General features: G+C 72.1%; 24 protein-coding genes. 11 read left to right on the top strand and 13 right to left on the bottom strand.

Annotated features, from left to right (window positions below):
* On the bottom strand, nucleotides 1-652 hold a 652-nt coding region (locus ACWGDE_RS16825), incomplete at its 3' end, for an IclR family transcriptional regulator (protein ID WP_453389749.1).
* An 82-nt stretch (nucleotides 653-734) separates the two neighbouring features.
* Between ACWGDE_RS16825 and ACWGDE_RS16820 the strand changes: the two genes are divergently transcribed.
* The 7 genes from ACWGDE_RS16820 to ACWGDE_RS16790 are packed head-to-tail and all read left to right on the top strand — an operon-like array spanning nucleotide 735 to nucleotide 8,168.
* A complete protein-coding gene (locus ACWGDE_RS16820) occupies nucleotides 735-2,087 on the top strand; it encodes a sugar ABC transporter substrate-binding protein (protein ID WP_453389748.1) in 1,353 nt (450 codons plus the stop codon).
* A complete protein-coding gene (locus tag ACWGDE_RS16815) occupies nucleotides 2,087-2,986 on the top strand; it encodes a carbohydrate ABC transporter permease (RefSeq protein WP_453389747.1) in 900 nt (299 codons plus the stop codon). The genes ACWGDE_RS16820 and ACWGDE_RS16815 overlap by 1 nt, the downstream gene beginning before the upstream one ends.
* Nucleotides 2,987-3,023: 37 nt before the next feature.
* Nucleotides 3,024-3,896 carry a carbohydrate ABC transporter permease gene (locus ACWGDE_RS16810; protein ID WP_453389746.1) on the top strand — a complete coding sequence of 291 codons (873 nt, stop codon included), beginning with the start codon at nucleotides 3,024-3,026 and terminating at the stop codon, nucleotides 3,894-3,896.
* 36 nt (nucleotides 3,897-3,932) lie between these two features.
* Nucleotides 3,933-4,859: a 5-dehydro-4-deoxyglucarate dehydratase gene (locus ACWGDE_RS16805; RefSeq protein ID WP_453389745.1), complete on the top strand. Its 927-nt coding sequence runs from the start codon at nucleotides 3,933-3,935 to the stop codon at nucleotides 4,857-4,859.
* A complete protein-coding gene (locus ACWGDE_RS16800; RefSeq protein ID WP_453389744.1) occupies nucleotides 4,856-6,190 on the top strand; it encodes a glucarate dehydratase family protein in 1,335 nt (444 codons plus the stop codon). The genes ACWGDE_RS16805 and ACWGDE_RS16800 overlap by 4 nt, the downstream gene beginning before the upstream one ends.
* Nucleotides 6,184-7,371 carry a hypothetical protein gene (locus ACWGDE_RS16795; protein WP_453389743.1) on the top strand — a complete coding sequence of 396 codons (1,188 nt, stop codon included), beginning with the start codon at nucleotides 6,184-6,186 and terminating at the stop codon, nucleotides 7,369-7,371. Before ACWGDE_RS16800 ends, ACWGDE_RS16795 begins: the two co-directional genes overlap by 7 nt.
* Nucleotides 7,368-8,168: an NAD-dependent epimerase/dehydratase family protein gene (locus ACWGDE_RS16790; RefSeq protein WP_453389742.1), complete on the top strand. Its 801-nt coding sequence runs from the start codon at nucleotides 7,368-7,370 to the stop codon at nucleotides 8,166-8,168. Before ACWGDE_RS16795 ends, ACWGDE_RS16790 begins: the two co-directional genes overlap by 4 nt.
* A 29-nt stretch (nucleotides 8,169-8,197) precedes the next feature.
* On the opposite strand, the gene ACWGDE_RS16785 is transcribed toward ACWGDE_RS16790, so the two are convergent.
* From ACWGDE_RS16785 to ACWGDE_RS16755, 7 genes are all read right to left on the bottom strand, one after another.
* Complete coding sequence (locus ACWGDE_RS16785; protein ID WP_453389741.1) at nucleotides 8,198-8,380, bottom strand: hypothetical protein; 183 nt, start codon at nucleotides 8,378-8,380, stop codon at nucleotides 8,198-8,200.
* 211 nt (nucleotides 8,381-8,591) lie between these two features.
* Complete coding sequence (locus tag ACWGDE_RS16780; protein WP_453389740.1) at nucleotides 8,592-9,797, bottom strand: ATP-binding protein; 1,206 nt, start codon at nucleotides 9,795-9,797, stop codon at nucleotides 8,592-8,594.
* Between the two features lie 371 nt (nucleotides 9,798-10,168).
* Nucleotides 10,169-11,200: a saccharopine dehydrogenase family protein gene (locus ACWGDE_RS16775; RefSeq protein ID WP_453389739.1), complete on the bottom strand. Its 1,032-nt coding sequence runs from the start codon at nucleotides 11,198-11,200 to the stop codon at nucleotides 10,169-10,171.
* 125 nt (nucleotides 11,201-11,325) lie between these two features.
* A complete protein-coding gene (locus ACWGDE_RS16770; RefSeq protein WP_453389738.1) occupies nucleotides 11,326-12,459 on the bottom strand; it encodes a hypothetical protein in 1,134 nt (377 codons plus the stop codon).
* 128 nt (nucleotides 12,460-12,587) lie between these two features.
* On the bottom strand, nucleotides 12,588-12,791 hold the full coding sequence (locus ACWGDE_RS16765) for a cold-shock protein (RefSeq protein ID WP_453389737.1): 204 nt from the start codon (nucleotides 12,789-12,791) through the stop codon (nucleotides 12,588-12,590).
* Between the two features lie 374 nt (nucleotides 12,792-13,165).
* The gene (locus ACWGDE_RS16760; protein WP_453389736.1) at nucleotides 13,166-13,549 is read right to left on the bottom strand and encodes a hypothetical protein; all 384 of its coding nucleotides are present in this window, start codon (nucleotides 13,547-13,549) and stop codon (nucleotides 13,166-13,168) included.
* Between the two features lie 158 nt (nucleotides 13,550-13,707).
* Nucleotides 13,708-14,319, bottom strand: a complete 612-nt coding sequence (locus ACWGDE_RS16755) for a thioredoxin family protein (protein WP_453389735.1) — start codon at nucleotides 14,317-14,319, stop codon at nucleotides 13,708-13,710.
* A 160-nt stretch (nucleotides 14,320-14,479) separates the two neighbouring features.
* Here ACWGDE_RS16755 and ACWGDE_RS16750 point away from each other — a divergent pair, with 160 nt between their 5' ends.
* Nucleotides 14,480-14,896 (top strand): hypothetical protein, encoded by a 417-nt coding sequence (locus tag ACWGDE_RS16750; RefSeq protein WP_453389734.1) that lies wholly within the window; start codon nucleotides 14,480-14,482, stop codon nucleotides 14,894-14,896.
* 66 nt (nucleotides 14,897-14,962) lie between these two features.
* Here ACWGDE_RS16750 and ACWGDE_RS16745 read toward each other — a convergent pair whose 3' ends face one another.
* A complete protein-coding gene (locus ACWGDE_RS16745; RefSeq protein ID WP_453389733.1) occupies nucleotides 14,963-15,928 on the bottom strand; it encodes a GNAT family N-acetyltransferase in 966 nt (321 codons plus the stop codon).
* Nucleotides 15,929-15,980: 52 nt separating this feature from the next.
* Between ACWGDE_RS16745 and ACWGDE_RS16740 the strand changes: the two genes are divergently transcribed.
* On the top strand, nucleotides 15,981-16,592 hold the full coding sequence (locus ACWGDE_RS16740) for a TetR/AcrR family transcriptional regulator (RefSeq protein WP_453389732.1): 612 nt from the start codon (nucleotides 15,981-15,983) through the stop codon (nucleotides 16,590-16,592).
* A 15-nt stretch (nucleotides 16,593-16,607) separates the two neighbouring features.
* Here the strand turns inward: ACWGDE_RS16740 and ACWGDE_RS16735 are convergent, their stop codons facing one another.
* The 4 genes from ACWGDE_RS16735 to ACWGDE_RS16720 form a co-directional block, all read right to left on the bottom strand.
* Entirely contained in the window at nucleotides 16,608-16,862 is a 255-nt protein-coding gene (locus ACWGDE_RS16735) for a hypothetical protein (RefSeq protein ID WP_453389731.1), read from the bottom strand.
* Nucleotides 16,863-16,879: 17 nt separating this feature from the next.
* Entirely contained in the window at nucleotides 16,880-18,667 is a 1,788-nt protein-coding gene (locus tag ACWGDE_RS16730; RefSeq protein WP_453389730.1) for a TIR-like protein FxsC, read from the bottom strand.
* 887 nt (nucleotides 18,668-19,554) lie between these two features.
* Nucleotides 19,555-21,615, bottom strand: coding sequence for a vWA-MoxR associated conflict system protein (locus ACWGDE_RS16725; RefSeq protein WP_453389729.1), 2,061 nt, complete (start codon nucleotides 21,613-21,615; stop codon nucleotides 19,555-19,557).
* Nucleotides 21,616-21,641: 26 nt separating this feature from the next.
* Nucleotides 21,642-22,628, bottom strand: a complete 987-nt coding sequence (locus ACWGDE_RS16720) for a hypothetical protein (RefSeq protein ID WP_453389728.1) — start codon at nucleotides 22,626-22,628, stop codon at nucleotides 21,642-21,644.
* Between the two features lie 198 nt (nucleotides 22,629-22,826).
* Between ACWGDE_RS16720 and ACWGDE_RS16715 the strand changes: the two genes are divergently transcribed.
* Entirely contained in the window at nucleotides 22,827-23,387 is a 561-nt protein-coding gene (locus ACWGDE_RS16715) for a hypothetical protein (RefSeq protein WP_453389727.1), read from the top strand.
* A gap of 118 nt (nucleotides 23,388-23,505) precedes the next feature.
* Nucleotides 23,506-23,829, top strand: a 324-nt coding sequence (locus ACWGDE_RS16710; RefSeq protein ID WP_453389750.1) for a 1-acyl-sn-glycerol-3-phosphate acyltransferase, incomplete at its 3' end; no start/stop codon positions are given.

The raw sequence follows: 23,829 nt of genomic DNA, 5'->3' as shown, positions 1-23,829 counted from the left end.
CGCACGGTGTGCCCTGCTCGCGTTCCAGGGCCCAGCCCCGGTCGCGCGCCCGGGCCAGCTCTTCGTGGAGGGCCGCGCGGTCGGTGACGGTTCCGGGGGTCAGTGCCTCCAGCCGCTTCGGCAGTACGGCGTCCACCTCCTCGGCGGTGAGTTCGGCGAGCAACGCCTGTCCCAGCGCGGTGACATGGGCCGGCAGCCTGCGGCCGACCCGGGAGATGGCGCGGACGCTGTCGCGGGCCTCGCGGCTCGCGAGGTAGAGGACGTACGCGTCGTCGCGGCGGGCGAAGTGCACCGTGTAGCCGGTCTCCGCGCGCAGGTCCTCGATCACCTCGTGCGCGTACGGCAGCGCCGGATCGCGGTCCAGGTAGGCGGTGCCGGACAGCAGGGCGTGCGGCCCCACCCCGAAGGCGGAGCCGGTCTCGTCGGCCTCGACCCACTTGAGCTCGCGCAGGGTCCGGATCAGGGCGTGGAGGCTGCTGCGCGGGTAGCCCAGTCGCTCCTGCAGTTCGGAGACGGTGAGCCGGTCGGCGGAGGCCGCGAGCGCTTCCAGGATGCGCACGGTCCGTTCGGCGGACTTCACGGTCGAGACGTCCGACGGGGCTGCGGGCATGTCCACCCTCCAGATCATTTCCGCGTGAGTGTTGACCGGCATGGTAGCGGACGCTAACTTCCACTTGCAGAGCTGCCACATTCTCAGATCCTGTCCAGATATGTAGACGGGGATTCGATATCCAATGAATCGCAGAAGTGTGTTCCCCAGCGCCTCCACCGCCCTCGCGGCCTCGCTCGCCGCCGTCCTCGCCCTGGCCACCCTCACCGCCTGCGGCGGGGGTTCCGGGCCCGCGGCCGGCGACGACAAGGCACCCCTGGAGATCTGGGTCCGCAAGCCCCCGGGCTCGCCCACCGAGAAGACCCACCAGGACCTCGCCGCCGCCTTCACCGAGGCGACCGGAGTCGAAGCCAAAGTCACCGCCCTGTTCGACGACTTCGAGACGAAGCTGCAGCAGGCGGCGGCGCAGAAGAAGCTGCCGGACCTGATCGTCAACGACACCGCCCAACTCGGCACCCTGGTCAAGCAGGGCCTCGTCCGGGAGGTGGACAAGAACGCCGTCCGGGGCGGGGACCAGCTCATACCCGCCTCCTGGGAGGCCGCGAAGGCGGCCGACGGCAAGTACTACGGAGTGCCCTTCTCCGCCCAGACGTTCGCCCTGTTCGTCCGCAAGGACTGGCGCGAGAAGCTCGGCATCGCGCCACCCGCCGACTGGGACCAACTCGACGCCCTCGCCGCCGCCTTCACCACCCAGGACCCCGACGGCAACGGCAAGTCCGACACCTACGGCTACGTCATCCCCGGCACCACCAAACGCGGCTACCTGGACTGGTACTTCTCCAGCTTCCTCTGGTCCGCCGGCGGCGACTACTTCACCGGCGCGGACGCCCGGCACCTCGAGCCCGCGATCGGCAGCCCCGCCGCCGTAGCGGCCGCCCGCCGCCTCAAGGACCAGTTCTGCGCGGCCAGGAGCGTGGTCCCCGGCGCGGTGACCGCCGAGACCACCCAGGCCCATCCGCTCTTCGAGTCCGGGAAGGGCGGCATCTACCTCACCGGCCCCTACAACATGGCCCGCTTCGACAAGGCGCTCGGCGCGGACAAGTACGAGGTCCTCGCGCTCCCGGCCGGCCCGGGCGGCAAGAGCTCCGTACTGGCCGAGGGGGAGAACGCGTACCTGATGGCCGGATCGAAGAACCCGAAGGGCCAACTCGCGTACGCCGAGTACCTGATCGGCGCCGAAGGCCAGAAGGCAGGCATGGCCGGCGACACCGCGGGCAACGTCGTGCGCCTGCCCGTCAACCAGACCGTGGACCTGGCCTCCGTACGCGCCGACAAGCGCTGGCTGGTCTTCGACAAGGTCTACCGCGAGGCGGGCCGCTACACGCCCGTGGTCAAGGAGTGGACGCCCTTCCGGCAGGCCTCGGCCGAAGCGCTCAACGGCATGGTCGCCGACTGCGGTTCCGACCCCGCGGCCACGCTCGCCAAGCTCGCCGACTCCTTCTCCGCCGAGCTGAAGAAGCAGGGAGCGGGCTCCTGATGGGCACGCCGAGGCGGCGCGGCGGCGGTGCGATGGCCGTGGCCACGCCCTGGCTGTTCCTCGCCCCGGCGCTGCTGCTCTTCGCGCTCTTCAAGTTCCTGCCGATGTGGCGGGCGGTCGGGATGAGCTTCCACGAGGTGCGGCCCTACCTGGGCGACCGGTGGGCCGGCGGGGCCAACTACCGTCAGGTGGTCACCGACGAGGCCTTCCTCGACGCCATCGGACACACCCTCGTCCTGGCCGTCGGCCAGACCGGCGGATCGGTCGTCCTCGGCTTCGCGCTGGCGCTGCTGCTCGAAGGCGCAGCCCGCAGTCTGTGGATCGTGCGGACCGCCGTCTTCCTGCCCACCGTGACCGCGATGGCCGTGGTCGCCGAGGTGTGGCGGATCCTCTACCACCCGGCGGCCGACGGAATCGTCAACACCCTGCTCGGCTGGTTCGGCGCGGCGCCCTCGCAGTTCCTGAACGGCCCCGACAGCGCCCTGTGGTCGGTCATGGCCGTGGGCATCTGGCGCGGCGCCCCCTACGACATGATGATCTTCATCGCGGCCCTCGCGGGCGTCGACCGCACCCTCTACGAGGCCGCCGCCGCCGACGGTGCCGGAGTGCTGAGGCGGGTGTGGCACGTGACCCTGCCCGCCCTGCGCCCGGCCTTCACGATCCTCCTCACGCTCGCCGCGATCCGCGGCCTGCGCGTCTTCACCGAGATCTTCCTGCTCACCAACGGCGGGCCCGACGGCTCCACCGAGGTACTGATGACCCTCGTCTACAAACTCGGCCTGGAACGCGGCGAACTGGGCGTGGCCGCCGCCGGATCCATGGTCCTGCTCTGCGCCTCGGTCGCCCTCACCCTGGCCGTGCGCCTGGGACGGGCCCGCACCGGAAAGGAGGCGCGATGAACCGCCAGGACCACGTTGCCGGACGGGAGGCGGCACGATGAGCCGTCAGGGACCCGGCGCGACGGGCCGTCTCGACACCGCGCTCGGCCTGGAGGCCCGCCGCGGCGCCGTCGCCGTCATCGCGAAACTGCTGCTGTACGCCCTGCTGGTACTCGTCTTCGCGGGGCCGCTGCTCGCCCTGCTGGCCAGTGCCTTCAACCGGACCACCGACCCCACCTCGCTGACCCTGCTGCCGACCCGGCCCACGCTCGCGAACTTCGAGGCCGCCATCGACCGCGACGTGCTGCTCTACCTGCTCAACTCCTTCCTCGTCGTCGGCGGCGGCCTGCTGCTCCAGATCGCGGTCAGCGTCTCCGCCGCCTACGCCCTCGCCCGCAAGCGCTTCCCGGGCCTGCGCCTCGTACTCCTGCTGATCCTCAGCACGATGATGCTGCCCGAGGAGATCCTCGCGATCCCGCTCTCCCTGGTCCTGTCCGACCTCTCCCTCACCGGCAGCCTCTGGGGAATGATCGTCCCGGTCGGAGCCTGGGCGTTCTCCATCCTGGTCACCGCCGAGTTCATGAAGGAGATCCCCGTCGAACTCGAAGAGGCCGCCCGCCTCGACGGGGCCGGTGACCTGCGCGTCTTCTGGTCGGTGATCCTGCCCCTGTGCCGGCCCGCCCTCGGCGTCATCGGCATCTTCGGCTTCACCATGATCTGGGACCAGTACATGCTCCCGCTGCTGGTCGCCACCGACGCCCGCCAGTTCACCCTCCCGCTCGCCCTGCGGACCCTGCGCGCCGACGAGGAGGTCGGCGTCGGCGTGCTCCTAGCCTCCGCCCTCCTCGCCCTGCTGCCCAGCGTGATCGCGTTCGTCGCGATGCAGCGCCAGTTCGTGCGCGGACTCACCTCGGGCGCCGTCAAGGGCTGAAAAGCCGTCACCCACCGTTCCAAGCAAGGGGTTTCCATGCGCCTCCACGGGCTGCTGTCCTTCCCGCTCACCCCGTTCACCGCCGAGGACAAGGTGGACCTCGCCGTCTTCGCCGCACACCTGGAGCAGCAGATCGACGCCGGCCCCGCCGGGCTCTTCGTCGCCTGCGGCACCGGCGAGTTCACCGCCCTCTCCCAGGACGAGTACCGCGATGTCGTCGCCACCGCCGTCCGGGTCGCCGACGGCGGGCTCCCCGTCGTCGCCGGCTGCGGCGGAGGGCCGCGCCTGGCCCGCGAGTTCGCCACCGCCGCCGCCGAATGCGGGGCCGACGGACTGCTGTTGCTCCCGCCGTACCTCGTCTCCTCCACCCCGGCCGGCCTCGTGGAACACATCCGCTACGTGGCCGAGGCCACCGCCCTGCCCGTCACCGTCTACCAGCGGGCCAACGCCGTCCTCGACGGGGCCGCGGCCCTCGCCCTCCTCGACATCCCCACCGTCACCGGCATCAAGGACGGCCTCGGCGACGTCGACGCCATGCTCCGCCTGGTCACCGCCGTCCGCACCAGCGGTCACCCGCGCGCCGCCGAGTTCGGCTTCCTCAACGGCCTGCCCACCGCGGAACTCTCCGTCCAGGCGTACGAGGCCATCGGCGTCGACTGCTACTCCTCCGCCGTGCTCTGCTTCGCCCCCGACATCGCCACCGCCTTCCACCGCGCGGTACGCGCCGGGGACAAAGCGGCCGTACGGACCCTGCTCGCCGCCTTCTACCTGCCCTTCGTCGCCCTGCGCGACGAAGCCCCCGGTTACGCCGTGTCCCTGGTCAAGGCCGGCGCCCGGCTCGCGGGCCTCGACATGGGGCGGGTACGGCCGCCGCTCGTGGACGTCACCCCCGAGCACGAACGGCGTCTCGCCGGCATCATCGCCCGCGGCCGCGTCGCCCTCGCCGGGCTGGAGGTCCGGTGAAGATCCGGGAAGCGGTCGTCACCCCGGTCGCCTTCCCCGACCCTCCGCTGCTCAACTCCGCGGGTGTGCACCAGCCCTGGGCGCTGCGCGCCGTCATCGAACTCCGCTGCGGTGACGGGCTCGTGGGGCTGGGGGAGACGTACGGGGACGCCGCCCACCTGCGGCTGCTGCGCGCCGTCGCCCCGGCCCTCGACGGCCTCGACCCCTTCGACACCCACGGCCTGCTGCGTCGGGTCCGGACCGTCCTCGGGGACGACACCGACACCCCCGACCGCCACGGCCTGACCGGCGCATCCAGCCCGCAGAAGACCACCCTGCGCGTCCTCAGCCCCTTCGAGGTGGCCTGCCTGGACCTGCAAGGACAGCTCATCGGACGTCCGGTCACCGACCTCCTCGGCGGCAAGGTCCGCGACAGCGTCCCGTACTCCGCCTACCTCTTCCACAAATGGGCCGCCCACCCCGGACCGGGCGCCGGCGCGGACCTGCCGGGCGACGGCGGCGCGGACCCGTACGGTGACGGCCCGATCGGTGGGGGCCCGTACCCCGAGGACCCGTACGGCGCGGCGCTCGACCCGGACGGCATCGTCGCCCAGGCGAAGCGGATGACCGACACCTACGGCTTCCGCTCCCTCAAGCTCAAGGGGGGCGTGCTCCCGCCCGACCGGGAGATCGAGACGATCCGCGCCCTGCGCGCGGCCTTCCCCGCCCACCCGCTGCGCATCGACCCGAACGCGGCCTGGTCGGTGGAGACTTCGCGGCGGGTCGCCGCCGAGACGGACGGACTCCTCGAGTACCTGGAGGACCCCACCCCGGGCATCGACGGCATGGCCGCGGTCGCACGCGACGCACCCATGCCGCTCGCCACCAACATGGTCGTCGTCAGCCCCGACGACATACCCCGGGGCTTCGCCGAGCGCGCCGTCGGCGTGGTCCTCGCCGACCACCACTACTGGGGCGGCCTGCGCCGCACCGCCGAACTCGCCGCGACCTGCCGGACGTTCGGCATCGGCGTCTCCATGCATTCCAACAGCCACCTCGGCATCAGCCTCGCCGCCATGACCCACCTGGGCGGCGCACTGCCCGAACTGTCCTACGCCGCCGACACCCACACCCCCTGGCAGTTCGGGGTCGACGTCCTCGCCGAACCGCTGCCGATCACCGACGGCTCCGTCGCCGTACCCGACCGGCCCGGCCTCGGGATCACCCTCGACCCCGACGCCCTGGCCCGCCTCCACGAGAACTACCTGAAGTGCGGCATCAGGGACCGCGACGACACCGCCTACATGCGGCGGTTCGACCCCTCGTACCGGAAGATGCGCCCCCGATGGTGAGTACACCCCCGATCGCGGACCTGCCCGCGCCCCCGGCCCCGCAGCCCGCGCCCTTCGTCTCCGCCCACGCCTACCCCTGGGACGTCCTGGACGACCCCGCCTTCCCCGACCGGGTGAGGCAGGCGGGCCTGGACGCCGTCACCCTGGCCCTCACCTACCACTCCACCCGCGCGGCCACCCCGCTCCACCCGCGCCGCCGTTTCGTCGACGCCGCCCACTCCGCCCTCTACCGCCCCGTACGGGAGCCCGCCTGGACCGGCCGACGCCTCGTCCCGGCGGGCGCCGGCTGGGTGTCCGGGCCCGACCCGGCGGGCGCGGCCGTCGCAGCCCTCGCGGAGGAGGGCATCCCGGTCAACGGCTGGCTCGTCCTCGCCCACAACAGCCGCCTGGGGGCCCTGCATCCGGAGCTCGCCGTCACCAACTGCTACGGCGAGTCCTACCCGTACGCGCTCTGCCCCGCCCAGGAGGAGGTACGGGAGTACTGCGCCACCCTCGCCGCCGAAGCCCTGCGCGGGCTGCCGGCCGGTGCGGTGCGCGGGGTGTCCCTGGAGTCCGCCGGCCAGCTGGGGGCCGTCCACCTCGGCTGTCACGAGAAGACCGACGGCGCCTATCCGGCCGACACCCTCAGGGTCCTGTCCGTGTGCTGCTGCGCGGCCTGCCGCGGGCACTGGCGGGCCGCCGGGCTGGACCCAGGGGAGGCCGTGGCACGGCTCCGCCGCGCGGCGGACCCCGCCGGGCCGGCGCTCCCCGAGGCGCTGGGAACCGTACTCCTGGCAGCCCGGCACGCCGCCGCCGATGCCCTGCGCGGACAGGTGCTGGCCGCCGTACGGGAGACCCTGCCCGGCGCGCCCGTCACCCTGCACGCCCACCCGGACCCCTGGGCCACCGGGCCGTCCCCGGGGCTGACGGCCCGGGCGGCCGAGGAGGTGGACGCCCTGCTGGTGCCCTGCTGGCCCACCGGGCCCGACACCGCCGGCCTCGTCGCACGGGCGGCCCTGTCCGGCCTGCCCGTCGACGCCTACGTCACGGCGCAGCATCCCGCCGATCCGGAGATGCTGGGCGCGCACGTACGGAGGCTGCGCGCGGCCGGGGCGAGCCGGCTCAGCCTCTACCACCTCGGTCTGCTCCCACCCGAACGCCTACCGCTGCTCGCCGCCCTGGCCAAGGAGTTCCGCGCATGAACCAGCCCCGCACCCTCCTCCTGACCGGCGCCGCGGGCGGCGTGGCGGCCTTCCTGCGCGAGAGCCTGCCCGGCTACGGGTACCGGCTGCGCCTCGCGGACCTGAAACCGGTCGACGGCGCGGAATCCCTCGTCTTCGACCTGCGCGACGCCGGTGCGGTGCGCGAGGCGGTGCGCGGGGTGGACGCCGTCGTCCACCTCGGCGGGATTTCGCTGGAGGACACCTTCGAGGCGGTCCTGGAAGCCAACATCCGCGGCACCCACCACCTCTACGAGGCCGTCCGGGCGGAAGGCGTCCGCCGCGTCGTGTTCGCCAGCAGCAACCACGCCGTCGGCTACGTGCCGCTCGCCGGCGGAAATCCGGTCGGCAGTGCGATTCCGGCCCGCCCGGACACGTACTACGGCCTGTCGAAGGCCTTCGGAGAGAACCTCGCCTCCCTCTACGCGGACAAGTACGGGGTCGAGACCGTCTCGATCCGGATCGGCTCCTGCTTCGCCGCGCCGCGTACGGTCCGCATGCTGTCCACCTGGCTCAGCCCGGCCGACTGCGCCCGGCTCGTACACGCGGCCCTGACCGCCCCGGGCGTCGGCCACACCGTCGTCAACGGCATCAGCGCCAACACCCGTGCCTGGTGGGACCTCACCTCCGCCCGCGCGCTGGGCTACGTACCGCGCGACGACGCGGAGGCCTACGCGGAAGCCCTGCTGGCCGAACACGGCCCCCTGGACCCCGACCACCCCGACGCCCGCTTCGTCGGCGGCTCCTTCACCCTGATGGACCCGCACCGCCCCCTATGACTCGGCTGACTCGGCCCCGTCCAGCGGGCTCAGCGGCGCGGAAGGACATCGGACCGGTCCTTGACCGGCCGGGATTTCGGACGTCGGGTCGGTGTCAGCGCCCGCTGGCGCCGGACGTGCAGGCTGCGCAGGACGGCGTACAACGCGGCGGTGGCGATGCCGGCGGCGAGCCAGACGCCGAGGATCACCGCGATCATGGTGAGGAGGGCCATGAGAACTCCTCCGGTATGAGACGACGGGGCGGGCGGCACGGAGCCGCCGACCGGAGAACGTAAGGCAGGGCGCTCCGGTTTCGCCCGGCGTGCCCTCGAAGCGGATCGAACGCACCGCCCTGCCTGTCGCGTTCCCGCTGCCGGTCCTCCTCACACGCGTCCGGGGGCATCGCTCATCCCGGATGCGAATCCCGCCGACTGCCTCGGGCCATCAGTTCGCCCTGCGTGCGGCAGCGGTGTCGAGGATGGTGCGGACGATGTCCTCGGCTTCGAGGGGGTTCTCCTCCAGCCACGCCGCGAGGTTCTCTCGAACGACCTCCTGGACGTAGGCGTCGACCCCGGGATGGGCGAGCTTGGTCTTGGTGGCGCCCTCGAAGCGAGGGTGGGTGAGCTTGACGGAGACCACCGCGGTCAGGCCCTTGTGGACGTCTTCGCGGACGAAGTCCCCGTCGTCATCGGCCAGGAGACCCCGCCGTCGCGCCCAGGTGCTGAGGAGAGCCGTGAGCGCGGTCCGCAGCCCTTCCTCGTGGGAGCCGCCCTCGAGGGTGCGGGCGGTGTTCGCGAAGGAGAGGATCTCCTCCCGCCAGGAGGTGGTCCACTGCAGGCCGACCTGGACCGCCATCGTCCTGTCCGCGTTCTCCGACGCGAAGCCGATGACGGAGGGGTGGGCTTGCGTCCCGGTCCGCGGAGGGCGGGAGTTGAGGTGGGTGACGAAGTCGCGGACGCCCTCGGCGTGGTCGTACCGGACAGCCCGCGCCGGGCGCTCGTCGGTCAGCGAGACGGCCAGGCCCGGGTTGAGGGAGGCGAGTTCCCGGAACCGCTCCGACAGTGCGGTGAAGGAGTACCACGTGGTCTCGAAGATCCCCGCGTCGGCCCAGAACGTGAGGGTGGTGCCGTGCTCCGCGGTCTCCTCCCGCCGGGTCAGGGAGCCGAGCGGGATGCCCTCTTCGTACTCCTGGGTCCAGCGGTAGCCGTCGCGCCGGATCTCGACCGTGAGGCGGCCCGACAGCGCGTTGACCACGCAGAGTCCGAGGCCGGACATACCGCCGGATACCCAGTACCCGCTCTTCCGCCCGGCACCGTAGGACAGTGCGGTCAGTGCGGGCTCGACCGTCGGTTCGCCCGTGGACTCCTCGCACTCGATGGGGATGCCCCGCCCGTTGTCGGTGACGCGGATGCCGCCGTCCGCCGCGATCGTGACGTCGACGGTGTCGGCGTGGCCGGCCAGGTACTCGTCGACGCAGTGCGCGACGACCTCGAACACCATGTGGCTCAGTCCGCGTTCGCCGCACGAGCCGATGTACATGCCGGGCCGCTTGCGGATCGCCTCCCGGCCTTGCAGCGCCACGATGTGATCGGCGTTGTACGAGCTCTCGTTCACGTTCGCAGACTGGTCGGGGGTGCCGGACTCGGTCATGGAGCGCCTCCTGGGGCGGTCTTGAGCACGTCGGGGAAGAACTCGCCGAAGGGGCGGGACCGTTCGGGCGCGCAAGGCCTCCTGGCCGGCCCCGTCAGCGGATCCCCATCCTAGGAATCTTGAATCAAATCCGCAGGTCAGATGGGGTGGAGTGCGGCTTCAGGAGGTCGCGTCGGAGGCTCCGGCGCGGCAAGTGGCCCGGGGGGAGGCGGAGGTGTCCGGAGCAGCGCGAAGGCCCCGCCGAGGGCGCCCGAGGGGGCGTTCTCGGCGGGGCCCGGAGGTGTTTTCCCGCGTGTTTTCCGGCACGGACCCGGTGTGCTCACCCTGCGCGCTCACCCAGCGGGGGAGCAGCCGTCCGAGCGAGCCGCCGGTCAGTTCGGAAGCGCGACCGACAGGTACGGGGAGAGGGCCTTGAGGAAGTCCTCCGCGTCGAACATCGCGCCGGCCGAGGCCACGCCCGTGGTCCGGGTCCGGCCGTCCAGGACGCGCTGGACTGCCTCCACCACCAGCGGTGCGGTGACCGCGTAGATGTCCTGGCCGCTCGCCGTCGCCCGCCGCTCCACGCCTCCCGCGCGGATCAGGACGTCGACGACGAACAGCTGGTCCGACCGGCCCAGGTCGTCGACCGCCTCCGGCGCCGGCGTGTCCTCCCCGGCCAGGTCCCGCGCGGCCTCGACGGCCATGTAGGTGCGGACCTCGGGCACCGCGAAGTGGCTGGGCACGGTGACGACGTCGGCCATGGTGAACTCCGCGATCACCGCACGGCTGCCCAGCGGCTCCGGGAAGGGCCACTCCTGCTCCAGCAACTGGTCGTCGTGGTACTGGAGCGCACCGTCCGCGAACCGCACCCGGCGGCCCGCACGGCGCTCGTGGGACACCGCGCCGGCCGTTCGGGTGCCCGGCGTGGGGTGCCAGTTGTTGAGCCCGTACGCGACGTGCACCTCGTCCGCGGCGGTCCAGTCGCCCATCGCCGCGGTGACCAGCAGGTCGCCCAGGCCGCCGTAGAAGGCCATCGCCGGCACCACGGGCGTGCCCGACTTCCGCGCCGCTTCCGCGTGGTCCGCGAAGGTCGCGGCGTTCGCCTCGATCTCCGCGGCGACGTCCAGGTACGGGATTCCGGCGCGCAGCGCCGCCTCGACGACGGGGCCTCCCGTCACCGCGAACGGTCCGGCGCAGTTGATGACGGCCGCCGCGCCGGCGAGGGCCCGGTCCAGCGAGCCCGCGTCGTCCACGGAGGCCGGCCGCACGACCACGCCCGGCCATTCGGCCGCCAGCAGCTCCAGCTGGGCCGCGTTGCGGCCGGAGGCCACGGTGGGGATTCCACGCCTCCCGAGTTCCGCGACGATGAACCGACCCGTGTGCCCCGTCGCCCCGTAAACCACCACTGCGCCCGTCGTGCTCATCGTTTTCCCCGTTCTCGGTGACCTGATGACTTCAGTCTCGCCGTGGACGGGGCACGATCGTGATGGTCCGGAACGACATGGCCCGAACACTTTCGGACATCGCTGGCCGTGGGGCCCGCTCGACCTCAGATCCGGTCGGACGCCGGGCCGGGAGGGGGCGTGGGGCCGGCCGGGTGCACCGGGGGGAGAGACGCGATCAGGCTCGCCGCGAGGTTCTCCTTGCGCATCCGCTGGTCGACGTAGAGCAGGGAGACGACCAGCTGCGGGAAGGTGTACTGGAACAGCCCGCTGATCATGCCGCCGACCAGGACGGCGATCGCGTACACGACGAATCCGAAGACGATGGAGCCCGGGTCCGCGCTGCCGTTCTCCGACATCCCGATGGTCGGGAGGAGAGCGGCGAAACCGATGAAGCCGAACGGCAGCTGGATGACGTAACCCACCGCCGCCGCCACGACCTGGCCGAGCAGGGCGATGCCGAACACGCGCCACCAGTTGTCCCTGACCAGCTGGGAGGAGCGCCGCAGGGCCGCGACGGGGCGGAGTTCCTCGAACACCGCCGCGACGGTCGCGAGGCTGAACCGCGTCATGAGCCAGACCGTGAGGGGCATGAGGACGAGGACGCCCAGGAGCATCACGATCAGGGCGGCCGGCGGGCCGGAACCGTCCGCGGACATGATGATCAGCGGGACGCAGACCGCGTAGAGGACGAGGATCGGCCCGCCCGCGATCAGGCCGGTGAGCAGCAGAGTCCCGAGCACCGAGGGCAGACGGGACCAGGTGCGGCGCCACAGGGCGCCGAAGGTCACGGTCCGGCCGAGCACGGCCTCTTGCACCACGGCGGGACACAGGGAGCAGATGACCGCAAGGCCGACCGCCATCGTGATCAGCAGGAGCACCGTGGCCGGCAGGAGGGCCAGGAACAGGGCCGCCACGTCCGCGCCGACGGGTTCTTCACCCGGTGCGAGGTCGAAGACGGCGGAAAAGCGGTTCGTCACGGTCAGGACCGTGATGACGAACGTGGCGACGGTGAGCAGGAGTCCGACTCCCTGCACCGCGAAGATGACGCCGGCCAGGGCCTTCCAGTGCCGGCGGAAGGCGGCGAACGAGCCGCTCAGTATCTCGCCCGCGCCGAGCGGCTGCAGGGGTATGACGCCCGGCTTCGGCGCGGACGGCGGCATCCAGCCGCCGCCCCACTGCGGCCCGGGCTGTCCCGGGTGCTGTCCCGGGTGCGGTCCCCACCCTGTGTTGTGCGACATCGTTCTTCCCCCTCGAATGGAAGGGACACGTTAACCCCCCGCGACCTGCGGTCTTGTACCGGCCCCAGGGGACGCGAACGCGAAGGCGCCCCCGCATCGGTGATGGGGGGCGCCTCGGTGGCGTGGAGTCAGGAAGCCACGATGTTCTCGGCCTGCGGGCCCTTCTGGCCCTGCGTGACGTCGAAGGTCACCTTCTGGCCTTCCTGGAGCTCGCGGAAGCCGGTGGCGGAGATGTTGCTGTAGTGCGCGAAGACGTCGGGACCGCCGCCGTCCTGCTCGATGAAGCCGAAGCCCTTTTCGGCGTTGAACCACTTCACGATGCCAGTCGCCATCGCTGTCTCCTTCTCGGGTGCGCCCGTGCTCACCCAAGGGTGTGCGTCGTGCGGTGTCGATTGTTCGTGGTGGCCGGCGGCCACCTGCGGTCCACTGGGCCGGGGTTGGCGGCGTCGTCCGCCGCACCGGCCCCGAGCAGCCCGCATGACGGAAGGTACGAGGCCGAACACCCCCTGCGATACGTCAATCTCGGCCAGCCGCTCGACGGGATGGCTGAAAATCGCCCTTCATGAGGACGGTGCCCAGGTCGGCGGCCCGGCGCCGCCCGCACGAGGCCACTCCGATCGGACCGGGTCCGTACGCGATCCGATGGAGGCGAGGGCTGTGCTGTTCCGGCCAATCTCATGGGCCGCCTCGGCCCGGTGGGCGTGACTCAGTCGAGTTTGAGCCGGATCGCCTTGTCGGTGACGGGCGCGAGGCACCGGGTCTCGCTGCAGGCCCCGTAGCTGACGACCACTTCGGCCTGGTGAGAGCCGGTCTGGCGGACCGGCAGGGTGAACGTCACCGCTCCGTCCACGTAGACGGGGAGCTCGACCTGGAGCCCCACGGGGCGCAGGACGCGGGTCGGGAGGTCCGTCGAGGGTTTGCCCACGGCGGTGAGGTCGCCCTGAACGGCCACTCTGGTCGGGATGCCCAGCCCGTCGATGCCTTCCGGGGGAAGGTCGATGCTGTAGATGTGGAACCCGGTTTCCTGCGGGCTGAAGGTCGCTCGTACCTCACGCCGACCGCCGGACGCGGGAAGCAGTGAGACGGTCACGTCGACCCCGCCCGCCGTGGAGTGCGCCGTGGGTTCGGCGGGCCGGGCCGTCGCACAGCCGCTGATCAGGAGGGCTGACGCCAGGGCCGATGCCAGGGTCGATGCCAGGGCCGACGCCGCGCGGGCCCCCGGCACGGAACCACGCCCGGATCGGAGCCTCACTGGTCGCCGGCGGGCGCCCAGCGGGTCAGGAAGTCGCTGACCTGGCCGGGGTTCATGGTTGCGGCACTGGAGAACGCGCCGTCGTTGGTCGCGGTCCGCGGTTCACCGTTCGACTTCAGGACGACCAGCGCCGGGATCCCGCTGGTCTGCAGGTCGACGTACTGCGCGGCCACATCGAGGTTGTGGTCGAACTTGCCCACGTCGACGGAGACCACGACGTAGTCCTTCCGCAACAGCGGTTCGACCTGCGCGGAGCGGAACATGACGTCGAGCGCCCGGCAGTCCGCGCACCAGTTGGCACCGAAGTCGACGAGGACTTCCTTGTGGTCCTTGGCGGCCTCGGCCAGGGCGGCCTGGATGTCGGCCTTCGCGTCGCGCTTCGCGTCGTAACCGCGAGGAAGGGCCCTGGCGGTCGTCGAGGGCGTCCCGGGGCGGGAGCCGGCGTCGGGCGAGGCGGCCGTGGAGGGCGCGCCGGTCGTGGCGGAGGGCGTCGTCGCCGGGGAGACCGGCACCTGTGCGGTGGCGCTGGGCGCGGCGCATCCGGCGGTGAACGCGAGCGCAGCCATCGCGGCTGCCGTCCCGGCCGTCCCGAGGCGTATTCGGCGCATGAGGTTCCCTCCCGTAAGTGATCAGTCGCAGGAGGATAGCCGTGGCGTTCCGTCGCAGTTCAGGCGGCCTGACATCGACCGGGCGGGCCCTGCCGGTGAGCCGTACGGGCGTGCGCGTTATTGGGTGGGGACGGACGGGCATCCCCGGTACCGTCGGCCCGTGAGCGAGTTGCCTTGGGAGTCCTACTCCCGCACCCGGCTGCGCCGGGGCTGGGCGTACCCGGTGGGCCGGTCGGTGATCGAGGCCGGCCTGCGGGCCGCGGGAGTGCGCGTCGACGGTCTGTGGCTGAGCGGTACCGACCCCGACAACTGGACCGAGTGGACGATCCTGGCCAACTGCGGGTGGACGCCCCGGGCCGGGCCGCGACGCGGTGCGGGGCGTGCCAGTCTGTCGGTTTCCGCCGTTCCCTCGTCCGAACGCCTGGCGATATCGGGCCTGTTGGTGGAGGAGGTGCTCCCGCGGGCTTACGACTGGCTGGCGCGGGCCGCCGCCGACCCCGACTCGGCGTGGGGCGGCAGCAGCCACTGGTGGCGGGCCCGGATCCGCAACGGCGCGCTGACCACCGAAGAGGCCTGAACGCCCGCTCCGCAGGCCCGGCATGGCGATCCGCGCACCGGTGCGGGGTGCGGCGCGGGCCGGCTCCTACAGGTCGTCCCAGGCCATCGAGCTCATCCTCCACCCGGCGGGCGTCCGGACGAACTGGGTGGTCTTGCGGCCGGAGCCCTCGAACCATTCGCCGTCCAGGTAACCGGATTTGGCGTACTCGCTGAACCGGTGCGCGACCGTGCCGATGACCTCGGTCCGTTCGGAGACCTCCCATTCGGAGAACTCCGTCAGCGTCCCGTCGGTGAGGATCTTCTCCCGGGGCTCGACGAACGAGTCGAGATCGTAGACCACGGGCTCGGCCCCGACGTTCTTGATGATCGTGCCCTGCGGAATGAACACCTCGTGGACGGCACCGAGGTTCGGCCGGCCGCCGCCCTTGTTGGTGAACGCGCCGAGGAAGGTTTCCATCAGCCGGTCGAGCTCGGCCTTCACCTCGGACTCCGGGGCCGGGGCTCCGGCGGCGGGCGGCCACTCCTCGGCGAGGACCGACCAGATCTCTATGTCCTGCCGCACGCCCCGGTACGAGGAGCGCCGGCGCAGCACGCCGTCGCGGGTCATCCCCAGCCGGCGCGCCGCTCCGATGCTGCGGGCGTTGCCCGACGCGACCCACCATTCGGCACGGCTCATCCCGCGTTCCTCGAAGGCCCAGGTGATCAGCGCCCGGCACGCCCGGGTCACCAGACCCCGGCCCTCTCCCGCCGCCTCCAGCCAGCAGCCGACCTCGAACACCCCGGTGGTCGCGTCGAACTGCGTGAACATGACGCCGCCGACGAGCGTGCCGTCCAGCCAGATCCCGTAGATCCGGGCGGCGTCCGCGGCCTGCCGGTCCGCGTACCGCTGGAGGGTGGCGGTGGCGGAGGCGAGGTCGGTGCTGAAGGTCGCCCACGGTATCCACGGGTCCACCGAGGGCCGGGCGCGGTCGATGTGGGCGAGGAATTCCTGGGCGTGCCAGGGCTCCAGGGGGCGCAGTCGAGCGTCGTCACCGATCGTCAGGGCGAACACGGATACCTCGATCCTAGGTACGTAACAAGCGTTCGGTATGTAAGGTAGCAGCATGCCACCCGCACCCGGAGACCGTGAAGCCCGCCGCGAAGACGTGTCCCAGGCGGTGTGGCACGTACTCGCGGACAAGGGGTTCGGCGGCCTGACCCTGCGTGCCGTCGCCGCCGCGATGGACGTCTCGACCGGGATGCTCATGCACTACTTCCCGACCAAGCGGGCCCTGATCGCCCACGCCCTGGACCTGCTGGAGAAGCGCACCGCGGAGCGTCCCCGGCGCGAACGCCCCACCGCGGGTCTGGCCTCCGTACGGGCCGTGCTGCTGGACATCCTGCCGCTCACCGAGGACGACACCGCCCGCAACCGCATCTGGGTCAGCTCCTGGGACCTGGCCCTCGCCGACGAGGGACTGGCCGCCGACCAGGCCGACCGCTACACCCGCATGCGCTCGGCGATCCGCCCGCACTTCGAGGCCGCGCGGGACCTGGGCGAACTCCCCGAGAAGGCCGACGCGGAGCAACTCGCCGCCACCGCGGTCGCGTTCGTCCACGGCCTCGTGGTCCAGGCCCTCTTCGACCCCGGCCGCTTCCCCGAGGACGTACAGATCCCCATGGTCGACGAGTTCCTCGCCTCGATCGCGGCGCCCCGACCGGCCGCGGGCGGGTAGGCCCCGCCCCGGGCGTCACTCCGGCAGGGGCAGCAAGCGGCCGCTCGTACGCGGATCGTCCGTCTCTCGCGGCTGCGTCAGCCGGATGCCGAAGGCGTTCTCCACGAGCGACAGGACGCCGTGGAGGGGCGGATACGCGTCGGGGACGAGCCCCAACGGCCGCATGTGCGCGTCGAGACGGGTCGGGTCCTGACCGGTCGGCTCGATCTCCTGGAGGGTGTGGAAGTCGACGAGGACCTCACCGTCGACCGCGTACTTGAACCAGTGCATCGGCTCCGGGGCGGGAGTCAGCCTTCGTCCGTCGGGACCTGTTCGGTGTCGCGGATCGGCCGGTCGAACGGAAGGCGAGGGGGGAGCCCGTCGGCGGGGCGGAGGCCCATCGGGCCCAGCAGCCGCGGCCGCTCCTCCTGGAAGTTGCCGGCGGGCATGTGCATCTGTGAGTGGCGGAGGAACTGCTGGGCGGCCGCCTCCACCACCTGCGGGAGAATCTGGCCGAGCGTCTCCATGTTCGCCACGCCGTTGGCGGCGGCCCGGCAGGCGGCCCGCCCCTGGCTCATCTTGACGGGCATGGTCTCCTCGAGCCGGTGGGCCAACTCGCTCTCCTTCGCGCGGCTCTGCCTGTCGTAGCGGTTCCACGGAACGACCACGTTGATCCACGGCCGGGACTCCTGGTCGAAGGCGGCGAGGCGCCGCCTGCACTGTTCGTCCTCCACCGCCCACCGGTCGACGATCAGGATCTCGGGCCGGGTCGGCGGCTGCTTGGGGTCGAAGCGCTCGGTCGCGTCGTCGAAGGAGCTGACCGTCACCTGGTAGTTGAGATTGCGCACCAGGTCCTCGGCCACGTGGGCGACGGGCCGCCGGGACACGGGGTGGTACGGGTTCCAGTCCAAGGCGCTGTCCCCGTAGTACTCGGGACTGCGGCCCTGCGGCAGTTCGTGCCGTGTGGGCGCGGCGACGACGATGTGGAGCGAGCGGGAGGGCTGCGCCTCCCGGGCGGGGCCGCCGAACGCGCTGGGCACCACGCGGTAGTCCAGCGGTCGGGTCGGCCCGAGCCGGGTGGTCTCGGCAACGCGGACGATCCGCTTGGCGAGTTCGTACACGGCGCTCTCGTACTGCTCGGCGTAGCCGCGGAGTTTGATCAGGCCGTACAGCCCGTCGGTGACGTACCGCTCCCCGAAGGCGCCGTGGTTGAACTGCAACCGCTCAGCCGGCAACGGCAGTTGCTCGGGGGGGACCGGCACCCACAGGGCGGGCACGATGGCATCGGCCTGCTGGTTGCTGACCGCCGCGTGCTGGACGGTGCGCTGTGCGAAGGCGTACCACTCCTTCCCGCACATCTCGCTCGCGAAGTAGCGCGGCGAGAAGAGGGGGACGAAGGTGTGGCACCTGGCGAGCGCCGCCCCGAGCCGTTCGGACCAGCCCTCACCGCTGCGGATCTCCCGGTCCATGAACCCGGCCTCGGCTCCCGCCGGGAGATCCGTCAGTGCCATGACATGGGCGGAGAGATCGCGGAACAGCCGCTCCACCCACATGTCGGGATCGGGTCCCCCCGCCCCGAACCTCGGTGTGTGCGCGTAGCTCAGGAAGAAGTACGGCTGGACGTCCGGCCTGCTCGGGCGCCGGCCGAGGCTCCTGGACGGCGGCGCGTCCGTGCCGGGCTTCTTCATCGGGGCCACAGGAGGGGCTGGAGTGACCGGAGCGACCTGGGCGCCAGGAGGGTCCGGAGCGGCGGGAGTGACCGAGGCTCCAGGAACGACCGTGGCGGGCTTCGCCGCCGGGTTCGCCGGGTTCGCCGGGTGGGCTGCGGGCCGGCTTTCGTGCCGCCGTTCGGCGAGGCGTTCCGCGTACTGGGGCAGGCGCTCGCACAGCAGCCGTACGTCCCGCACCCCGAGCGACAACCGGATGTGCTCGCGGACGCCGTCGCGGAATCGCAGCGTCGCCGGTTCGCCGGCGGTGACGGAGAGCAGCCCGCCCACGAGGACCTCGGCGAGGTCGGCCGAAGTGGCCTCGGGCTCGAACGCCCGGGCGATCGCCCGGAGTTGTGGGAGATCGAGTTCCTCGTATGCCGCGCACAAGGCGGTGAGTCTGGCAGCTCTGGGGGACGCCAGCAGGAGGCAGGAAGTAGTCAAGGAAGCGGGTGTGCAACGAGATTCATCCGGTGGGGATGGATTCCACGCTGCCGGGCCGGGCACCAGCAGTGCGTCACATCCGTCGGCGGTATCCGCCGTCAGCGTCCGTGCCCACCGGCCCAGGGCGTGACCGGTCAGCGACATCACCGGAAGCGGAACCCACGAGGTTCCCGCGGGCAGCGTTTCCGGCACGCCGTCGGGCCTTCCGCCCGCCAAAGCGGTCAGGAGGGGAGGTGGCTGGAAGGGGAGTTGGGTGTTGTCCGCCGCCGGGGTCGGGGGCGCCGTGACGCGGACGGCGGGCAGATCGAGCCCGACGCGGCGCCAGAGCTTCGGTGGCAGCGGATTGATCAGTGCCATGGGGGAGTAGTGCAGGAGGGAGTGCACCGTCTGCCACCAGTCCGGACTGCGCCACTGGGGGGCAGCGCAGTCCGAGATCAGGATCAGCACCCGGTGCGCACGCGTGGTCGTCACGCGACCCCCGTCGGACAGGTCCGTGCCGGAGGACACGAAGCTCAGGGTCAACGCACGACCCAGTTGCACCGGTTCGGTCGTCCTGGGATTCCCGGCGCAGGCTTCCACGGCCGCCGCCCCCGCCGTCGCGGGCAGGTCGTCGATCTGGACGCTGCGGAACGCCCCGAGCCCGATCAGGGCCCGGGTGAACGCGTCCAGGTCATCACGCCATACCGCCATGGTCGGCGACCGGTCGATCAGGATTCTGGCGTGGATCCCCGTCTGCCGCCGCCCCGGCACATCGCCCCCGGCTGCGTGCTGTTGGAAGGGACGCAGCGCATCGGCCATGCGGGTCGCGGCTTCGGTGGGGGAGGATCCGCCGGTCATGAGGTACCCCCGCTCGTGCCCGAGACCCGGAACCGGTTGCAGAACGTCAGCCAGTCCTGGTCGTCCCAGACCAGCCGCAGTGCGGAGATGTCCTTGGCCGAGCCGCCGCTCCACTCGCACCGGTAGGTGTCCAGGAGGCTGTCGGGCAGGGTGCGCCAGTGCGCGTCCAGCTGTTCCCGGAGCGCCACCGCGAAGCCGTCCGCACCGTGCGGCCACATCAGGACGGGTGTGTAGGCGAGCAGGAGGTCCAGCAGCCCTTCCGTGTCCGCGGTGGGCCGGTGGGCGAGGCCGATGGCGCCCGTACCGTACTGCCCGCGGGCCAGTCGTCCACCCAGTGCCTTCGGATCGGCCGTCTCCTGCTCCGACAGCCAGTCCAGCGGTGCGGACGCCTCGGTGTGACTGTCGATGGCCTTCCAACGGGCCCTGACCGATGCCTCGGTGAGCCTCATCAGACGGGAAGGAGCCAGGCGCTCGCTCCAGTGCATGACCACGTCGTGGTGGACCCCGAGCCACATGGCCGACCCGGACTTCTCGGGATGCCAGGTGACCAGCAGGGCGCTCGGCGCCGCCACATGGACGCGGGTCAAGGGGAGTTGCAGGGCGTCGGCTGCGGTGTGGGACCACAGCAGGGCGTTGTCGAGCGCGTCCTCCACGCTCTCGCGGTCGACGGACCCATCCGTCCCGGGAACGCAGCTGAACGTATTGCGCTCGAGGATCTCGCCGTCCAGGAGCAGCCAGGTCTCCAGTGTTTCCGGCCAGGACCCGGCCACCGAGGCGTGGAGGCTCGTGACCAAGGACAGCCGCTGTTCGGCATGTTGGCGCCGGGCGTACTCCACGGCGTCGTTGAGCTCCTGCCGGGCCCTGATCTCCTCCGCCCACGTGTCCAGTTCGGGATCCTGGTCGCTCCGGCCGGCCTCACGCGCGAGGAGCAGTACGAAGCGGGTGACCCACGACCGGCAGTCCTTGTGGGCGACGGGGTGGTCGAAGACCAGGTAGTCCAGGACCTTCACATCACTGGTGCACGGCGTGGCGGGGCCCGCGGGCAGTCGACGCTCGCCCGCGAGCAGGGAGCCGAGGGCGCGGCGGAGGCGCGGGGTCGTCAGTTCCGGGCCGATCCACGCCCGCAGGAACTCCACCGTGCGGACCGCCACGTACAGATCGTCGGCGGCCTTCACCGCCCGGTCCCAGGCGGCGTCCGCCCCCGCCGGCCGGGATTCCTCCAGCTCGCGCAGGAGGGTCCGTACGTCCTGGATGCCGCGTGCCCGCGGAACGGGTGCCGGCGGGTTCAGCCCGCCCAGGGCCGAGGTGAGCTCCTCGTCCGCGAAGTGCCCGCTGAGGACGCCGGGGGACGTAGGGCGGTACTGGGGGTTGCGGCCGACCCAGAGGGGTGGGCGGGGGGACGGGTCGCCGTCGTGCTCCATGAGTGTGACGTCCTGACCCCTGACGTGCCTGCGCAGCTCCAGCGCGACGCGCTTCACCGACAGTTCCTCCTCGTCCACGCAGACGCCGGACCGCAACACCGTCGCGAGCTGCCGGGAGAGGGCCAGGTCGTACGCGGGCTGGCTGGTCGAGGACGCCATGAGGAGCGACAGCCGTGTACGGCCGTTGCGGCTGCCCGCCGCCAGCTGCGGCGCGGCCGGAATCGCCCCGGCCGCATGGCAGGTGTCGACGATGCCGATCAGCCCGGCCACGCCGTGGTGGTCCGCGGCCATGGTGACCAGGGCGCTCACGTCGACGGCGCCCATGCGCGTCTCCTCGGCGGAGTCCGAGGTCATCAGATGGAGCGTGCCGGCCTGGCCGACGACGAAGCCGTGCCCGAGCATGGCCAGCACCAGGACCGCGTTGCGCTCGGCGGCGTGTGCGACGGCACCCTCCACCAGCCTCCGGACGCGCTCGCTGGTCAGACCGTCCCCGAGGAACAGTGACCCGCCGTCGGGAAGGCCGGGGGAGCAGCCGCCCAGCGCGCCGTCCCTGAGCACCTCGTCCAGCTCGCGCGCCGCCGGTTCGAGGGAATCCAGCCGGGGCATCGACTCGCAGTGCGGTGCGACGATCAGCACGTGCCTGCGAGCGGCCGGCCGGACCATCACCGAGCCCCCGCCGCCCCGTCGCGCAGCGCCGCGGCGACGGGACCCGCCACCGCCGGCTGGGCGAGGTACTTCTGCGCCGGATGCACCCAGAGGCCGTCGGAATCCACACGCCTGCTCACGGGGGCGACCCCGGCCGCGTTCGGCGCCACGTCCTCCTCCAGGCGTGGCCGTACGGCGATCAGGTCGTCGCGGTCCCAGAAGTTCAGCCAGCTCCGCACCCCGGCGGGCGCCGCCGGAGGGCGGGGCCGCAGCCGCGGCCAGACGGCCGCACGCATGGAAATGGGGGAGCCGAGGGTGACGAACAGCGGTACGTCCCCCGCGTGCTCGTGCAGCGCCTCCAGAGCCACGACCGTCCCGAGGGAGTGCGCGACGACCAGGTTCGGACCGTCCCCGAGCGCCTCGCACACCCGCGCCCTGATCCGCTCGTCCAGGCTCCCGCCGGCCGCCTCCCGCTCCCCGCGCGCGAGATAGCGGGCCACCTGGGCCAGATCGCGCACCATCAGCTTGGGGGCGACCCACGTCCCGACGGAACGCCACGGCCTCAGTTCCAGCAGGGTGGTGGCCACGTCCAGCGCCTTGCGCAGGATCTCGCCGCCGCCCTGCTCCTGCCGGCTCCCGTACGCCGTCTGGGCGCGGGCGTGCTCCAGGACGCCCAGCTCGGCCGCCCTGCGATCGGGGTCGGTCTCCGACTCGTTCTCGGCGACCAGCGACTCCACCACGTCGCCGAGCAGCCCGGCGAGGATCTCGGCCTCCGGCGCGTCCGGACTCCACGGGCCACCGTCCTGCGCCCCGGGCGCGGAGAAGAGGTCCCCGTAGTAGACGAAGCGCCGGCCGCCCGAGGCGTCCGCGAGCAGCCGCTCCGCCTGGTCCTCGTGACCGGCTGCGCACATCCCGGCGGCCAGGGCGGCGGACCACTGATCGAGCTCCTTGGCGGGGTCCCGGGGGCCGCCAATGCCGTGAACGAACACCACACGTGCAGCCATCGCACCCTCCCCGTTGCCGCGACCACTCCGACCGTCACGACGTAGAGCAACCAATGACCTTGTACCACAGGAGAGTTGATGCGTGCGGGCCGAAGGGGGATCCTGCCCGCCGGTCCGTGGGCGGAAATTCGGCCGGGCCGAGTGGAACCCGAGGGTTACGGTGGTGCGCACACACCGCACCGAACCGAGGACCGGCCTTTGACCCCGCACTCCCTGGCGTTCTACGTGGACGTCGTCACCACCGGCACCGTGCTCGGCGTGGGTCCTGCGGACCCGCCCGACCGCGCCACCGAGGTCTTCGGGGCGGACTTCGGCGAGAACTTGTCCCCCGGCGGCCACAGCATGGTCCGCGACTTCGGCCTCGCCGAGTTCTACTGGGACCGGGATTCCGCCGGTCACCCCTGGTCGGGCCACCACTTCAGCCTGCAGGTGCACCGGCTCGCGCACCGGAACCGCGGCACCGTCGACGGTGTGCTCCGCGACCGGTACGGGCGGTTCGCTCCCCGGCTCCGGTTCGACAAGCTGCGACGGCTGCTGGAGCGGCGCGGCGTCCCCCTGCTGGAGGTTCCGGAGTACGCCGGGAACGCCCCGCACTACCGCACCTTCTGGCAGCCCGATTCCCAGGTGTCCGTCTCCATCATCGGCATGTGCGGCGAGTACAGCACGCCGTCGAATCTGCGCGTCGGCGACGTCTACGCCATCCGGGCGCCGATGACGCCCGAGGACGTGGAGTGGCGGAGGTCGCGGGCCGCCGCGTGAGTGGGACGGCGGTTGCGTGCCCGCCGGGTACCCAGCCGGGTTGAGTACGGCGACTCATGCCGGTCCCGCCGGCCGCCCACACCCTGGGGGCATGAAGTCAGCGCACCCCGGAGGTTCCGTGATCAGCCGCGTCGCCGCCGTCCTGGCCCCGGTGTTCGGCCGCATGACCGTCACGACGGACGCGGCCGGCCCGATCGAAGCCGGGACCATCCTCGTCGCCAACCACACCAGCCTCGCCGACCCCGTCGTCGTGGTCGCCGCACTGCGCGGGCTCGGAGTCGAGCCGGTGGTCATGGCCACGGCCGGGCTCTGGCGGGTCCCGGCGCTCGGGGGCGCGCTCGCCCGCGAAGGCCACATCCCGGTCCACCGGGGAACGGCCCGCGCGGCGGAGGCCCTCGACGCCGCCGCCGAGGCGCTCGCGGCGGGGCGGTGCGTGCTGATG

Source organism: Streptomyces sp. NPDC054956, from assembly GCF_053609185.1.
The sequence above is the reverse complement of the archived record's forward strand: the minus strand, read 5'-3'. Positions and strand labels throughout refer to the sequence as shown.